This window comes from Methylobacterium oryzae, assembly GCF_021398735.1.
GTDB lineage: Bacteria > Pseudomonadota > Alphaproteobacteria > Rhizobiales > Beijerinckiaceae > Methylobacterium.
This window is the reverse complement of record NZ_CP090349.1, coordinates 4,286,402-4,301,285: the sequence shown is the minus strand read 5'-3', so window position 1 is coordinate 4,301,285 and position 14,884 is coordinate 4,286,402. Positions and strand designations below refer to the sequence as shown.

Annotated in this window: 12 protein-coding genes; 7 read left to right on the top strand and 5 right to left on the bottom strand. The window is 71.8% G+C overall.

Annotation, left to right across the window (positions count from 1 at the left end):
- Positions 1–84: 84 nt before the first annotated feature.
- From mmsA to LXM90_RS20545, 3 genes are all read right to left on the bottom strand, one after another.
- Positions 85–1,620 (bottom strand): multiple monosaccharide ABC transporter ATP-binding protein, encoded by a 1,536-nt coding sequence (gene mmsA / locus LXM90_RS20555; RefSeq protein ID WP_234081028.1) that lies wholly within the window; start codon positions 1,618–1,620, stop codon positions 85–87.
- Between the two features lie 99 nt (positions 1,621–1,719).
- Entirely contained in the window at positions 1,720–2,793 is a 1,074-nt protein-coding gene (gene chvE / locus LXM90_RS20550) for a multiple monosaccharide ABC transporter substrate-binding protein (RefSeq protein WP_020093490.1), read from the bottom strand.
- 548 nt (positions 2,794–3,341) lie between these two features.
- Complete coding sequence (locus LXM90_RS20545) at positions 3,342–4,091, bottom strand: SDR family oxidoreductase (protein WP_020093489.1); 750 nt, start codon at positions 4,089–4,091, stop codon at positions 3,342–3,344.
- Positions 4,092–4,300: 209 nt separating this feature from the next.
- Here LXM90_RS20545 and LXM90_RS20540 point away from each other — a divergent pair, with 209 nt between their 5' ends.
- The 5 genes from LXM90_RS20540 (at position 4,301) to mutS (ending at position 10,686) form a co-directional block, all read left to right on the top strand.
- Positions 4,301–6,034 (top strand): patatin-like phospholipase family protein, encoded by a 1,734-nt coding sequence (locus LXM90_RS20540; protein WP_234081027.1) that lies wholly within the window; start codon positions 4,301–4,303, stop codon positions 6,032–6,034.
- A 114-nt stretch (positions 6,035–6,148) separates the two neighbouring features.
- A complete protein-coding gene (locus LXM90_RS20535; protein WP_020093487.1) occupies positions 6,149–6,352 on the top strand; it encodes a hypothetical protein in 204 nt (67 codons plus the stop codon).
- A 70-nt stretch (positions 6,353–6,422) separates the two neighbouring features.
- Positions 6,423–7,280, top strand: coding sequence for an alpha/beta fold hydrolase (locus tag LXM90_RS20530; RefSeq protein ID WP_020093486.1), 858 nt, complete (start codon positions 6,423–6,425; stop codon positions 7,278–7,280).
- 237 nt (positions 7,281–7,517) lie between these two features.
- Positions 7,518–7,826 carry a hypothetical protein gene (locus tag LXM90_RS20525; RefSeq protein ID WP_026604979.1) on the top strand — a complete coding sequence of 103 codons (309 nt, stop codon included), beginning with the start codon at positions 7,518–7,520 and terminating at the stop codon, positions 7,824–7,826.
- Positions 7,827–7,968: 142 nt separating this feature from the next.
- Positions 7,969–10,686 (top strand): DNA mismatch repair protein MutS, encoded by a 2,718-nt coding sequence (gene mutS, locus LXM90_RS20520; RefSeq protein WP_020093484.1) that lies wholly within the window; start codon positions 7,969–7,971, stop codon positions 10,684–10,686.
- Between the two features lie 40 nt (positions 10,687–10,726).
- On the opposite strand, the gene LXM90_RS20515 is transcribed toward mutS, so the two are convergent.
- Both LXM90_RS20515 and LXM90_RS20510 read right to left on the bottom strand, forming a co-directional pair.
- The gene (locus LXM90_RS20515) at positions 10,727–11,164 is read right to left on the bottom strand and encodes a response regulator (protein WP_020093483.1); all 438 of its coding nucleotides are present in this window, start codon (positions 11,162–11,164) and stop codon (positions 10,727–10,729) included.
- 57 nt (positions 11,165–11,221) lie between these two features.
- Positions 11,222–12,298, bottom strand: coding sequence for a histidine kinase dimerization/phosphoacceptor domain -containing protein (locus LXM90_RS20510; RefSeq protein WP_020093482.1), 1,077 nt, complete (start codon positions 12,296–12,298; stop codon positions 11,222–11,224).
- Between the two features lie 203 nt (positions 12,299–12,501).
- Here LXM90_RS20510 and LXM90_RS20505 point away from each other — a divergent pair, with 203 nt between their 5' ends.
- Entirely contained in the window at positions 12,502–13,887 is a 1,386-nt protein-coding gene (locus tag LXM90_RS20505; protein WP_020093481.1) for an AmpG family muropeptide MFS transporter, read from the top strand.
- Between the two features lie 25 nt (positions 13,888–13,912).
- A complete protein-coding gene (locus tag LXM90_RS20500; protein ID WP_020093480.1) occupies positions 13,913–14,851 on the top strand; it encodes an EcsC family protein in 939 nt (312 codons plus the stop codon).
- The last annotated feature ends 33 nt before the right edge of the window (positions 14,852–14,884 follow it).

Sequence of the window (14,884 nt, the reverse complement as noted above, 5' to 3'; positions counted from 1 at the left end):
CGCGCCCGGCCCGGACTTCGCCCGCGGCGGCGGCCGGGATGAGGTCCCTGCCGGGGCTCACGGACTTGCTCACTGTGATGTCGGTCATCCGTTCAGCCCCCTGGAGCGCATGATGGCGCGCATGATCGCTTCCTGGCTGGCCTCGGCGCGGTCGAATTCGCCCACGAAGCGCCCCTCGTTCATCACGTAGATGCGGTCGCAGAGGCCGAGCAGTTCCGGCATCTCCGAGGAGATCAGGAGGACGCCGCGGCCGTCCTCCGCCAGCTCGTTGATGATGCTGTAGATCTCGTACTTCGCGCCGACATCGATGCCGCGGGTCGGCTCGTCGAGGATCAGCACCTTGGGCCGGGTGAACAGCCACTTGCTCAGCACGACCTTCTGCTGGTTGCCGCCCGACAAATTCACGGTCTGCTGCGTCACCCCGACGGAGCGGATGCGCATCTTGGTGCGGTAGCCGGTCGCGACCCGGTGCTCGGCCGCCTCGTCGATCACCGCGGCGGTGGAGATCCCGGGCAGGTTCGCCAGGGTGGTGTTCCGGGCGATGTCCTCGCCCAGCACGAGCCCGAGTTGCTTGCGATCCTCGGTGACGTAGGCGAGGCCGGCCGCGATCGCCCGGTCGATCGTCGAGACGTCGACCTCGACACCCCCGATCCGGACCGTGCCCCGGATGTCCCGGCCGTAGGACCGGCCGAAGAGGCTCATGGCGAGCTCGGTCCGGCCCGAGCCCATCAGGCCCGCGATCCCGACGATCTCGCCCCGGCGCAGGCTCAGGTCGACGTCGCGCACCACCGCCCGGCCGGCGTGGACGGGGTGGTGGACCGTCCAGTCGCGCACCTCCATCAGCACCGCGCCGATCCGCGGCGTGCGGACCGGGTAGCGGCTCTCCAGCGTGCGGCCGACCATCGCCCGGATGATGCGGCCCTCGTCGATCGCGCCGCCGCGGCAGTCGAGGGTCTCGACGGTGCTGCCGTCGCGCAGGACCGTGATCCGGTCGGCCACCTGGGCGATCTCGTTCAGCTTGTGGGAGATCAGGATCGAGGCGATGCCCTGCGCCTTGAAGCGCAGCAGGAGCTGCAGCAAGGCCTCACTGTCGGTCTCGCTCAACGACGCGGTCGGTTCGTCGAGGATCAGGAGCTTCACCTCCTTGGAGAGCGCCTTGGCGATCTCCACGAGCTGCTGCTTGCCGACCCCGAGATGGGTGACGAGGGTGTCGGGGCTCTCGTCGAGCCCCACCATCGCCATCAGCGCGCGGGCGCGGGCCTGGACACGATCCCGGTCGATGACCCCGAACCGGGCCGGCTCGTTGCCGAGGAAGATGTTCTCGGCGATCGACAGGTACGGCACCAGGGCGAGTTCCTGGTGGATGATCACGATGCCGAGGCGCTCGCTGTCCGTGATGTCGCGGAAGCGGCCCGGCCGCCCCTCGTAGGTGATGTCACCCGTGTACGACCCGTTGGGATACACGCCGCTCAGCACCTTCATCAGCGTCGACTTCCCCGCGCCGTTCTCGCCGACCAGGGCGAGGATCTCGGCGGGCTCGACGGTCAGGTTGACGTCGGAGAGGGCCTTCACGCCGGGGAAGGTCTTGGTGATTCCCCGCATTTCGAGAACGGGCTGCATGCGGCGCCTACCAGCTCGGACTGCACGTTCGGCCCGCGCGACAGTCGTCGCGGCGGGGATCGGATCGGGCGGAGCGACCGGGCTCCGCCCCGGCATCGGTCACTTGAGCTGGTCGAGCGTGTAGTAGCCCGTGTCGATCAGGGCCGGCTTCCAGTTGGCCCGGGTGACGATCACCGGCGTGAGCAGGTAGGACGGGACGATCTTCTTGCCGTTGTCGTAGGTCTTCACGTCGTTGACCTCGGGCTGTCGGCCCGCCTCGATGGCGTCGATCATCGCCACCGTCACCTTGGCCAAGTCCCGGGTGTCCTTGAAGATCGTCGCCGTCTGCTCACCGGCGATGATCGACTTGACCGATTGCAGCTCGGCGTCCTGGCCGCTGATCACCGGCAGCTTCACGCCGCCCGACCCGTAGCCCACGCTCTTCACCGACGAGAGGATCGCCGTGGAGATGCCGTCGTAGGGCGAGAGCACGGCATCCAGATGGGCGTTGCCGTAATAGGCCGAGAGCAGGTTATCCATCCGCGCCTGGGCGGTCGCGGCGTCCCAGCGCAGGGTGGACACCTTGTCCATGCCGAACTGGCCCGAGCGCACAACGAGCCTCTTCGCGTCGATGTAGGGCTTCAGCACCGACAGGGCGCCGTCGTAGAAAAAGTATGCGTTATTGTCGTCGGGCGAACCGCCGAACAGCTCGATGTTGAAGGGCCCCTTCCCGTCCTTCAAGCCGAGGGCGTCGACGATGGATGTCGCCTGCTGAACGCCAACCTTGTAGTTGTCGAAGGTGGCGTAGTAATCGACGTTCGGCGTCCCCCGGATGAGCCGGTCGTAGGCGATGACCCTGACGCCGCGCTCGCTCGCTTTCGACAGCACATCGCTGAGGGTCGTGCCGTCGATGGAAGCGATCACCAGGATCTTCACGCCGGTGGTGAGCATGTTCTCGATCTGGGCGAGCTGGGTCGGGATGTCGTCGTCCGCGTATTGCAGATCCGGATTGTAGCCCTTGGCCTTCAGAAGCCTGACGATGTTGTTGCCGTCGTCGATCCAGCGCTGCGACGACTTGGTCGGCATGGCGACCCCGATCGAATCCCCGCCGGCCGCCTGCGCCGATGCCGTGGCGCACGCGCCGATGAGCGACAGGCCCAGGATGTATTTGAGAACCGTATGCCTGGCGATCACAATCCCCCCCTATCGCTGCGCAGCCGGACTTCGACTTCAATCGAAGCGAGTCCGTGCTTCTGTTATTGTCGGTCGATTATTTTCTATAATTAAAACTCGATGTTTTACTTATCTAGTCTATGGCCGACACCCATCCACTGCCCGACCGAATATCCCTGCGGGAGCCGATCCGGCAAACTTGGCCGGGTTGGCAGGCAGAAGCGCAATCCGGGCGCCGCCGGCAGCCTCTTCGAGGGCCAAGCCCGCAACTTGAGAAGCTCGAGCATTCGATTTGTATGAGTTATAGATGGGGCCGTCAATCGGCACGCGCGGCGCCCCGTCTCGCGGCGCGGTCTCAGGTGTGTGTGTGGAGCGCGCCGCGGGTTCAGGTCCGAGTTCGATCGCCGGTCGGCGCGATGGGGTCGCGCGGGCCACGGGGCGCGGCCGGCCGATCGGCACGGCGGCGATGACCGGTCCGCTCGATCGGATCAGGGGAGGGCGGATCGCGTGTCCGCACCGCCAAGCAGTTCAGCGCGGCGTCGCCGCGCGGGCCCGGAAACCGCGTTGGTTCAGCCGCGGCCGACGAACGGCATCTTGGTGGCCATGATGGTCATGAACTGCACGTTGGCCTCCAGCGGCAGGCTCGCCATGGACAGCACGGCCTGACCGACATGGTCCGGATCCATCACCGCCTCGGCCCGCAGGGAGCCGTCCGCCTGCGGGACGCCGGCCTTCATCTTGCCGCCCATGGGCGTGTCGGCGTTGCCGATATCGATCTGGCCGCAGGCGATGTCGTAGGCCCGGCCGTCGAGGGAGGTCGCCTTGGTCAGCCCGGTCACGGCGTGCTTGGTCGCCGTGTAGGCGATGGAGTTCGGTCGGGGCGCGTGGGCCGAGATCGAGCCGTTGTTGATGATCCGGCCGCCCCGGGGATCCTGGTCGCGCATGATCCGGAAGGCGTGCTGCGTGCACAGGAACAGCGCCGTGAGGTTGGTGTCGACCACCTGCCGCCAGGTCTCGAGGGGCAGATCCTCCAGCGGGACCGCCGGAGCGCCGATCCCGGCATTGTTGAACAGCAGGTCGAGCCGGCCGAACTCCGCCTTGGTGCGCGCGAACAGGGCGGCGATCGAGTCGGGATCGGTCACGTCGGTCGGGACCGCCAGGGCTCCGTGTCCGATCCGCGCGGCGACCTCCTCGAGGGGAGCCTGACGCCGCCCCGAGAGGACGACGCGCCATCCGGCGTCGGCGAGCGCCAGGGCGGCGGCCTTGCCGACACCCGTCCCGGCCCCGGTCACGATCGCGATCCGCTCAAGCCCCGACATGCGTTCCTCCCGGCTCCGGTGTTTCACCGCCTGTAGCGGATGGCCGCCGCCGCGCGAAGGCTCGGCGTTTCACATGCGGGCCACGGTCACGGGGCGTACCGGCGGCCGCCATGCGCTATGGTGGTCGAAAGACACGGGGACGGGAACGGAACGATGGGGCAGGGTTCGTCGGCAGGCCTGCGCGGGACGAGCGACGCGGCGGTCCCGGCGTGAGCGCACCCGAGATCCCGTTCCTCGCCGGCCTCGACGCGCCGGCAATCGCGGCCGTGCGGGCCCGGATGGTGCCGGTGGCGGTGCCGGGCGGCCGGACCCTGTTCGAGCAGGGCGAGACCGGGGACGCCCTGTACACGCTGGTCTCCGGCGCGGTCGGCGTCTCGGCCCGCGACCATGCCGGGCGGCCGACCCGGATCGCGCGCCTGCGGCCGCCCGAGACCTTCGGCGAGATGGCCCTGCTGTCGGACGCCCCGCGGGCGGCGACCGTTATGGCGCTGCGCGATTCGCACCTCCTGCAACTCACCCGCGGGGCCTTCGAGGCGGTGATCGCCGAGCACCCGCACACACTCCTCTACTTCGCCCGGATGCTCGCCGACCGCCTGCGGGCGATCTACGACGGCCACTCGGTCCACCACGCACCGCGGATCTTCACGATCCTGGCCGTGACCGAGGGGCCCGATCCGGCGCGGGTGGCGCGGCAGCTCGCCGCCGCCTTCGACGCCCTGCTGCCCGGGAAGACCGGCTGCCTCACCGACTGGCCGGAGGGCGCCGACGAGGCGTGGTTCCAGGCCTTCGAGGGCGCCCACGCGCGCACGATCTTCGCGGCGCACGACATCGACTGCCCCTGGTGCCGCCAGAGCCAGCGGCGGGGCGACCATGTCCTGCTCCTCGCCGAGCCCGGCGCGCCGCCGCGGCCGGGCGCGGCGGCCTATCTCGACCGGGTGCGCTCCGACTGGATCCGCATGGACCTCGTCGTGCGCCAGGACCCCGCGGCCCGGCGCCCGAAGGCCCTGCATCCGGAGGTCGCCGCGCTGCCCGCGGCGATGCGCATCCAGGTCCGGGACGGCGACCGGGGGGATCTGCATCGCCTCGCGCGGCTCGCCAGCGGGTCGGCGCGCGGCCTCGTCCTCGGCGGCGGCGGGGCCCGGGGGCTCGCCCATCTAGGAGTGCTCAAGGCCCTCGACGAGGTGTCCTGCGCGCCCGACTTCGTGGGCGGGACCAGCATGGGCGCGATCATCGCGGCGAGCCTCGCCATGGGCTGGAGCGTCGCGGAGATCCAGGCCCAGATCGAGGCGTTCTTCGCCACCAGCAACCCGATCAACGACTACACGCTGCCGCTGCACGCGCTGACCCGCGGCGCAAAGGTCGATGCCGGCCTCGCGGCGCGCTACGGCGGCGTGCGCATCGAGGACCTCTGGCTGCCGTTCTTCTGCGTCTCGTCGAACCTGACGACCGGCAACACCATGGTGCACCGCTCGGGCGACCTGCCGAAGGCCCTGCGCGCCAGCATCGCGATCCCCGGCCTCCTGCCGCCCGTGCTGTGCGACGAGGGCGTCCTGGTCGACGGCGGCATGATGAACAACCTGCCGGCCGACGTCGCCGCCGGGCTGGAGCGCGGCCCGGTCCTGGCCGTCGATGTCGGGACCGACCGGGCGTTCCAGGATATGCCGCGGCGCGGGTGGAGCGGCCGGCTCATGCGCAAGCTGATCGGCTCACCGCTGGCGATGCCGGGCCTGGCCCCGCTGCTCCTGCGCGCCGCCACCGTGTCGAGCGACGCGCAGAGCCTGATGGCGGCGGCCCACGCGACCGCCGTGCTGAAGCCGCAGCTCTCCGGCATCGACCTGCGGGCGTGGTCGCGCTTCCGGGAATCGGCGGAACTCGGCTACCGGGAGACCCGCGCGGGCATCGCGACCGGGACCCTCGCGCGCTGGCTCGAGCCGATGCGCTGACCCGGTGCGCCGAGATGTCCGCGTGCGGCGGCGCACGCGCGGCGCCCGCGGCCCTGTAACCCGGACCATCCGCCGACGATCTCCGGTGCAACACGTCATCGGGAGACCGGAACCATGACCCATCCTGCCAAGACCCCGACCGGCGCCGTGCCCGGTTCCGCGCCGGACCGGCGCGCCGCGGCCGACCATTCCGGGCCGCACGCCCTCCTGCACGGCGCCGCCTTCGTGCTGCTGTGCCTCTGGACGCGGACCGCGCCGGAGCGTCTGCGCGACCAGCTCTCCCCGGACGCCGGCGACGGCGCCGCGCTCGGCTTCTGAGCGGATCGGACCGGAGGACGCGCGCGTTCTCCGCCGCGGGGGAGCCGGACATGACGGAGCGCGCGCGAGAATGACCGTCGCGGGAGTGAGGTTTCGCCGGATCGCCCTGCCGGAGATCGGCCTGCACGTGGCCGAGGCGGGCCCCGAGACGGGGCCGCCGACCATCCTGCTGCACGGCTTCCCGGAATCCTGGTACGGCTGGCGCCACCAGATCGGGCCGCTCGCCGAGGCGGGGCTGCGGATCATCGCGCCGGATCAGCGCGGCTACGGCCTCAGCGACAAGCCGGCGGGGATCGCCGCCTACCACCTGGACCGGCTGGCCGGCGACGTCCTGGCCCTGGCCGACGCCTACGGCGCGCCCACGGTGCGGCTCGTCGGCCACGACTGGGGGGGCCTCGTCGCGTGGTGGGTGGCGAGCCGCCACCCCGAGCGGATCGACCGGCTGGCGATCCTCAACGCGCCGCATCCCGCGATCGTCGGCACCTACATGCGCCGCCATCCCGGTCAGTGGCTGCGCAGCACCTATGTGGGCCTCTTCCAGCTCCCGCGCCTCCCCGAGCGGCTGCTCACGGCGGATCGCGGCCGGGCCCTGCGGCGCGCGCTGACGACCTCCAGCCGGCCCGGCACCTTCGCGCAGGCCGATCTCGACCATTACGTCGCGGGGTGGCTCCGGCCCGGCGCGATGACCGGCATGCTGAACTGGTACCGGGCCCTGGTGCAGCTGCCCCGGGCGCGGCCGCCGCGGGTGCGCGTGCCGGTGCTCATCCTCTGGGGGCGACGGGATACGGCGCTGCAGCCCGGCTTGGCGGAGGCGAGCCTCGCGTTCTGCGACGCCGGCCGGCTCCGCTGGTACGAGCGGGCCAGCCACTGGCTCGCCCACGAGGAGCCCGAGGCGGTCAACGCCGACCTCGGCGCGTTCCTCCGCTAGCCGCCTTGCACCCGCGTGAAAGCGGGCCGGTCCACGCGGGCAAGTTGTAGAGCGATATTCAATGCACGGCCGGATCTCGCAAGTCTCCGCGCCGGCGAGTGCGGACGCGCGTCGGGCGGTGCGGTAATCCGTTCGCTTCTCGGAAGCCACGTACTATTTTTCGCTCGCCGCTCCGGAACATGACGAGCACTTGTCACTTGGTGGTGGCCCATGAGGGCTGATCGGAGCTACTCCACGATGTCTTTTCGTTCTTTCCTGACCGCGGGTGTGGTCTTCGGCGGCCTCCTGGCCGGAACCGTCGCGTCGCAGGCCGCGCCCGCGATCGCGCAGCCCGGCTTCGCCGGATCCGACATGGTCGAGACCGTGGCGATGCATCGCCATCACCGCATGCATCATCACCGGATGCACCGCCATCACTCGACCCGGCACGAGCGCCGGATGCGGCGCATGAACACGATGCGCCACGGCAACCCGAACGCCCGCAACCCGTCGCGCCCGGGCTACCAGCAGCAGCTCGGCAACACCACGGGCGGCCCGCGCTACTGACATCGCGACCGCGCCCGGATTCCGCGCAGGCTGTGGCGGATCCGGGCGCCATCCACCGGCGATGCGGAGTCCGGGCGCCTTCTCCCCAGTCGCATCGGTTCGCCCGGCCTGATTCGCCGGCGTCGCTCTGCTAAGAGGCGGCATGGCCAGAACCGCCGTCCGCCCCGCCGCCGACACGACGCCCACGCCCGGCCTGGACCCGGCCGGCGCGACGCCGATGATGGCGCAGTACATCGAGATCAAGGCCGCCAATCCGGACTGCCTGCTGTTCTACCGGATGGGCGACTTCTACGAGCTGTTCTTCGAGGACGCCGAGATCGCGTCCCGGGCCCTCGGCATCGTCCTGACGAAGCGCGGCAAGCACGCGGGCGGCGAGATCCCGATGTGCGGCGTGCCGGTCGACCGGTCCGACGACTATCTCAACCGCCTCATCGCCCTCGGCCACCGCGTGGCGGTGTGCGAGCAGACAGAGGATCCGGCCGAGGCCAAGAAGCGCGGGCCGAAATCCGTGGTCCGCCGCGAGGTCGTGCGGCTCGTCACCCCCGGCACGATCACCGAGGACCGGCTCCTCGACCCGGCCCGCGCCAACCTCCTCCTGGCCATCGGCCGCCGGAAGACGGGGGAGGGGGCGGTCGCCTACGGCCTCGCCGCGGTGGACATCTCCACGGGCCGCTTCTCCCTCAGCGAGGTCGCGGGCGGCGACTTGTCCGGCGCCATCGCGCGGCACGACCCGCGGGAGATCGTCCTGTCGGAGGCGATCCACGCCGATCCGGCCCTCGCGCGCCTGTGGCAGGAGAGCCGCGCCGCCGTCGTGCCCCTCGCGCAGGCCGAGCTCGAGCCCGCGGCCGCCGAGCGGCGCCTGCGCGAGCAGTTTGGGGTCTCGACCCTGGAGGGGTTCGGCCAGTTCACCCGGGCCGAGATCGCGGCCGCCGGGGCGGCGCTGCTCTACATCGCCCGGACGCAGCTCGCGGCCCGTCCGCCCCTGGCGGTCCCGACCCGCGAGGATGGCGGCGCCACCCTGGCGATCGACGCGGCGACGCGGGCCAATCTCGAACTCACCCGCACCCTGTCGGGCGAGCGCGCCGGGAGCCTCCTCGCCACGATCGACCGGACCGTGACGGCGAACGGGGCGCGGCTGCTCGCTGAGCACCTCGCGGGCCCGCTCACCCATCTCGACGCCATCGCCCGGCGGCACGCCGCGGTGGCGTACCTGGTGGACGACGCGCGCCTGCGCGGCTTCCTGCGCGACGCCCTGGCCCGCGCGCCCGACCTCGCCCGGGCCCTCTCGCGGACCGGGCTCGGTCGCGCGGGTCCTCGGGACCTCGCGGCGATCCGCGACGGCCTCGCGGTCGCGGCGGATCTCGGCGCGCGCCTCGCCGCCATGCACGGCCTCCCGGCGGAACTCGCCCGGCTGGCCGAGCATCTGGCCGAGGCCGACCGGGCGCTCATCGCGACTCTGGCGGCGGCGCTCGCCGACGAGCTGCCCCTGAGCCGGCGCGACGGCGGATTCGTCCGCACGGGCTACCACCCGGAGATCGACGAGGCGCGGACCCTCGGACAGGATTCCCGCAAGGTGATCGCGGCCCTTCAGGCGCGCTACGCCGAGCAGACCGGCTGCCGGACCCTGCGGATCAAGCACAACAATCTGCTGGGCTACTTCATCGAGGTCCCGCAATCCGTCGGCGAGGCCTGCCTGAAGGGCCTGCAGAGCGAGTTCGTCCATCGCCAGACCATGGTGGACGCGATGCGCTTCACCAGCGTCGAGCTGGGCGAGCTCGAATCGAAGATCTCGGGCGCCTCCGACCGGGCCCTGGCCCTGGAGGCCGCCGTCTTCGACGACCTCGCGGCCCGCGTGCTGGCCCAGGCCGAGCCCGTCGCCGAGGTGGCCGAGGCGCTGGCCGGGCTCGACGTGGCGGCGAGCCACGCGGAACTCGCCGTCGAGCTCGACTGGCGGCGTCCCGTGGTCGACGACTCGCTCAGCTTCGTCGTGGTCGGCGGCCGCCACCCGGTGGTCGAGGCGGCCCTGCACCGGGCCGGCGAGCCGTTCATCGCCAACGACTGCGACCTGTCCGGCGACACGCGCGGCCGGATCCGCCTGATCACCGGCCCGAACATGGGCGGCAAGTCGACCTTCCTGCGCCAGAACGCGCTGATCGCGGTGCTCGCCCAGATCGGCGCCTTCGTGCCGGCCGCAGAGGCGCGGATCGGCCGGGTCGACCGGCTGTTCTCCCGCGTCGGCGCCGCCGACGATCTCGCCCGGGGGCAATCGACCTTCATGGTCGAGATGGTCGAGACCGCGGCGATCCTCAACCAGGCAACCCGGCGCTCCCTGGTGATCCTGGACGAGATCGGCCGCGGCACCGCGACCTTCGACGGCCTGTCGATCGCCTGGGCCTGCCTGGAGCACCTCCACGAGGTGAATGCCTGCCGGGCGCTGTTCGCCACGCATTTCCACGAGCTGACGGCGCTGGGCGACCGGCTGGCGCGGCTGGAGAACGCCACCCTGAAGGTGGCCGAGCACCGGGACGGCGTCGTGTTCCTGCACGAGGTCGTGCCGGGCGTCGCCGAGCGCAGCTACGGGCTGCAGGTGGCACGGCTCGCCGGCCTCCCGGGCAGCGTCGTGACCCGGGCCGGCGCGATCCTCAAGAGCCTGGAGAAGGCCGAGCGCGGCCGCCCGGCCCGCGCCCGGATCGACGACCTGCCGCTCTTCGCGGCCCTCGCGCCGCCCCCGCCGCCGGAACCGCCGCCGGAGGATCCGCTGGGCGCGCTGCTCGACGGGATCGACCCGGACGCGCTGACCCCGCGCGAGGCGCTGGACGCGCTCTACCGGCTGAAGCGCGAGCGCGCGGCGCGGGGCTGAGACCCGTGGGCCGCGCGCCGGGGGCCTGACCCGAAGAACCTCAGACGGGCGCGGGCGAGAACCCGTCCGGGCAGGCCGGCCCGTCGCGGCCGGCCCGGCGATCGGCCACGTAGTCCAGGGTGCTGGCGACGACGCGCTCGGAATAGGGCTTGGCGATCACCCCGATCGCGCCGGCGAAATCGGCCGGGATGCGCTTGGCGTTCGCGGTCATGAACACCACGGTGGTGCGCCGGTCGGCCGAGAGCGCCCGGGCCACGTCGATGCCGGTCGGGCCGTCGACGAGGTGGATGTCGACGAGGGCGACGTCGGGCGCCGTGGACCGGCCCATCGCGATGGCCTCCGTCGCGTTGCCGGCGACGCCGACGGTGACGTGCCCGAGATCGTCCAGCAGGCATTCCAGCTCGAGGGCGATCAGGGCCTCGTCCTCCACCACGAGGATGCGGAGCGCGGCGTCCGCGGCGGCGTTCCCGGTCCCCATGCGCTCTTCGTCCTCCGGCCCCGCGGCCGACGAGCTTGATGCCTCCACGTCGATTTCTCAAGCCGGCTGCAGGAGCGGGATGTCGATCTCGACGGTCGTGCCCGGGCCGGCATCCGCCCAGGCGATGGTCCCGCGCATCTGCCGGACCACCATCTCCACGAGATTGCGCCCGAACCCCGCCGGGTTCGGGGCCGCCGCGGCGACGCCGACGCCGTCGTCGCGGATCGTCATGTGCATCCCGCCATCGGTGCGGCGGGCGACGATCGACACGCGCCCCTCGCGCTCGCCCGGAAAGGCGTGGCGCAGGGCGTTGGCCGTCAGTTCGTGGATCATCAGCGCGAGAGGCGCCGCCATCGCGGCGGCCACCGCGATCGGCTCGACGTCGGCCTCCACCCGGCGCCGCTCCGGGTCCAGGCCGGCATTCATGTCGGCCAGGAACTCGGCCGCGAAGTCGCCGAGGTTGAAGTGCGTGCAGTCGCCCTCGGAGTAGAGCATCCGGTGCGCCGTCGAGAGGGCGCCGATCCGCTCGGCCATGCCCTGGAGCGCGTCGCGCGCCTCGCCCTCGGGCGTGCGCCGGGCCTTCAGCAGCATCAGCGACGAGATCACCTGGAGATTGTTCTTCACCCGGTGATCGACCTCGTGGAGGAGGGCGGTCTTCTGCTCCAGCGCCGATGTCAGGTCCTGGGTCCGCGCCGCGACGAGGCGCTCCAGTTCGTCGTTGGTGCCGCGCATCGACACTTCCATCTGGTGGACATGGGTCATGTCCGCCTGGGCGGCGTAGAAGTAGGCGAGCCCCTCGGCGTCGCGCACCGGCGTGATGGTCATCGCGTTCCAGAACGACGTCCCGTCCTTGCGATAGTTGAGCAGCTCCACCGAGATCGCCTCGGCGGACTCGACGGCCGCGCGGATCCGCTGGATCGTCGACCGGTCCGTGGCCGGCCCCTGCAGCATGCGGCAGTTGCGCCCGACGATCTCGTCGGCGGCGTAGCCGGTGGCGCTCAGGAAGGCGTCGTTCGCCCAGGCGATCGGGTTGTCGGGCGCGCGGGCATCGGTGATGACCATCGGCGACGGACTCGACGCGAACGCGTCGACGAGCGTCGCGAGGGGCGGACCGGTCTCGGATCGGGCACTCAACGCGTCATTCCACAGTCAGGCGGTGCCCCCGTTCGTCCGGCGGCGCCACCATCGCGCTCCGACCGCGGGACGTGGACACCGCGTTAAGCAAGCTTCTACCAAGATTGGGGCGCAAGACAGCAGGATCCAGCGGAGACAGGTGCGGCGTAAGGCTGCCACGATTTCGCGGGATCAAGGCCACGAACGCTCAGGAGTTCCATGCCATGGCGAACCAGCCACAGGCGACGCGTCGCTTCCGGCTCCGCGACATCGTCGAGGATCGGCGGATCGCGCTCATGCTGGCACTCGGATTCTCGTCCGGACTGCCGCTGCTCCTGGTGCTGGGGACGTTCACGCTCCGCCTCGCCTTCTCGGACATCGACGTCCGGGCGATCGGCCTGTTCAGCTACGTGGCGCTGCCCTACTCGCTGAAGTTTCTCTGGGCGCCCGCGATCGACCGCCTGAACGTGCCGGTGCTGAGCGCCCGGCTCGGGCGCCGCCGCGCCTGGATGGTGACGACGCAGGCCGCGGTCGCCCTGTGCCTGATCCTGATGGCCTTCTCGGACCCGAAGACCAACCTCGCGCTCCTCGGGCTCGGGGCCTTCCTGGTGGCGTTCTGCGCGGCCAGCCAGGACGTCGTGATCGACGGTTGGCGCATCGACGCCGCCGGCAGCGACTTCCAGGGCATCCTGGCGGCGACCTCGAACCTCGGCTACCGCCTCGGCCTGATCAGCGCCGGCGCCGGCGCGCTGTTCATCGCCTCCGCGGGGGGCTGGACGCTGGCCTACCTGATCATGGCCGCCCTCATGCTGGTCGGGATGATCGCCGCCCTGCTGGCCCCGGCCTTCGACAGACCGCGCGCGGCCCCCGCCGAGACGCTAGGCCGGTCCCGGTTCTGGTCGATGCGCCGCGCCATCCTGGAGCCGCTGACCGAGCTGCACGGCCGGTTCGGCGGCGCGCTCTGGGGCATCCTCCTGCTCGTGGCCCTGTTCCGGCTGCCCGACTTCCTGTCCGGCGTCATGGCGAGCCCGCTCTACCGGACGCTGGGCTTCGACCTGAAGGAGATCGCCACCGTCACCAAGCTCTACGGCATCTGGGTCGGCATCGCGGGCGGCTTCGCGGGCGGCTGGGCGCTGGCCCGGTTCGGCCTGTTCCCGACGCTGCTGCTGGGCGCCTTCCTGGCCGCCGCCTCCCACCTCGCCTTCGCGTGGCTGGCGGCCGGCGCGCCCGAGATCTGGCGCCTGACCGTGGCCATCTCGATCGAGAACTTCTGCGGCTCCTTCGCGGGGATCGTGCTGATCGCCTACATGTCGAGCCTCACCAGCCCGGCCTACGCGGCGACGCAGTACGCGCTGTTCTCCTCGCTCTACGCGCTGCCGGGCAAGCTGATCGCGGGCTCGTCGGGCTTCGTGGTCGCGGCGATCGGCTACCCGGCCTTCTTCGTCATGACCTCCCTCGTGGGAATCCCCGTCCTCGTGCTCTGCCTCGCGGTCGGGCGCCGGAGCGGTCGGGTGGAGGCCGCGGCCCCGGCGCGGGACGCCCAGGAGCCGGGGAACCGCATCCCGGGGCCCGAGCTTCCTACCACGGCGCGCGCCCCCGGGGCCGCGTGAGCGGGACAGATCCAGGGATCGACGGATGAGCACGAGCGACCTCACCCGCGCCGGCGAGACGCTGCCGGCCGAGACGCCAGAGATAGCGCTGAGCGACGCGGATCTCGCCGCCCTGCGCCGCGCCGTGCAGGTGCTGGAGCGTCCGAGCCTCGCGGCGCGGCTCTCCGCGGCGGCCGGCGCGCCCCTCGACATCATCGGCAGATCGCTGCCGACCCCGGTCACCGAGGCCGTCAGCCGCAGCACCGAGGTGGCCATGCGGGGCGCGCTGCGCGTCGCGCTGGCGACGCTGCCGCGCAAGGAACTCGTCCCCGCCGAGGGCGAGGGTCTCGGCGGCGTGGCCGCGAAGGCCGAGAGCCGTCTCACGCGGCTGCTCGGCTCGGGCGACGCCAAGCACAAGGCGATGGCGGCGCTCTCGGGCGCGGTCGGCGGCGCGTTCGGCCTCGCGACGCTGGCGGTCGAGCTGCCGGTCTCGACCACGCTGATGCTGCGCTCGATCGCCGAGATCGCCCGGGAGGAGGGGGAGGATCTCGAGACCCCCGAGGGCGCGCTCGCCTGCGTGCAGGTCTTCGCCCTCGGCGGCCGGGCCATGGCGGAGACCGAGGCGGGCTCGGCGCTCACCGAGAGCGGCTACTTCGCGGTCCGCGCCGCGCTGGCCAAGACCCTGTCGGAGGCGGCGCGCTACGCCGGGAGCAAGACGCTCCTCGACCAGTCGGCGCCGGCGCTGATCCGCTTCACCGCGCAGATCGCCGCGCGCTTCGGCCTCGTGGCCTCCCAGAAGGTCGCCGCCCAGGCGGTGCCGATCCTCGGCGCCTTCGGCGGGGCGGCGGTCAACACCGCCTTCATGAACCACTTCCAGTCGACCGCGCGGGCGCATTTCACCGTGCGCCGCCTGGAGCGCGCCTACGGGGCCGCCGCCGTGCGGGCCGCCTACGAGGTCGAGAAGGCGGCCCTCGGGATCGCTTGATCCGCCCACGCTAAAGCCGCAAGGATCCGCGCG

What these genes read in the sequence shown, in the direction of transcription:
- LXM90_RS20515 (WP_020093483.1), bottom strand. Translation starts at nt 11,164, where the DNA reads ATGGGGACCGGGAACGCCGCCGCGGACGCCGCGCTCCGCATCCTCGTG.
- LXM90_RS20505 (WP_020093481.1), top strand. Translation starts at nt 12,502, where the DNA reads ATGGCGAACCAGCCACAGGCGACGCGTCGCTTCCGGCTCCGCGACATC.
- LXM90_RS20500 (WP_020093480.1), top strand. Translation starts at nt 13,913, where the DNA reads ATGAGCACGAGCGACCTCACCCGCGCCGGCGAGACGCTGCCGGCCGAG.
- mmsA (WP_234081028.1), bottom strand. Translation starts at nt 1,620, where the DNA reads ATGCAGCCCGTTCTCGAAATGCGGGGAATCACCAAGACCTTCCCCGGC.
- LXM90_RS20535 (WP_020093487.1), top strand. Translation starts at nt 6,149, where the DNA reads ATGACCCATCCTGCCAAGACCCCGACCGGCGCCGTGCCCGGTTCCGCG.
- LXM90_RS20530 (WP_020093486.1), top strand. Translation starts at nt 6,423, where the DNA reads ATGACCGTCGCGGGAGTGAGGTTTCGCCGGATCGCCCTGCCGGAGATC.
- mutS (WP_020093484.1), top strand. Translation starts at nt 7,969, where the DNA reads ATGGCCAGAACCGCCGTCCGCCCCGCCGCCGACACGACGCCCACGCCC.
- LXM90_RS20525 (WP_026604979.1), top strand. Translation starts at nt 7,518, where the DNA reads ATGTCTTTTCGTTCTTTCCTGACCGCGGGTGTGGTCTTCGGCGGCCTC.
- LXM90_RS20545 (WP_020093489.1), bottom strand. Translation starts at nt 4,091, where the DNA reads ATGTCGGGGCTTGAGCGGATCGCGATCGTGACCGGGGCCGGGACGGGT.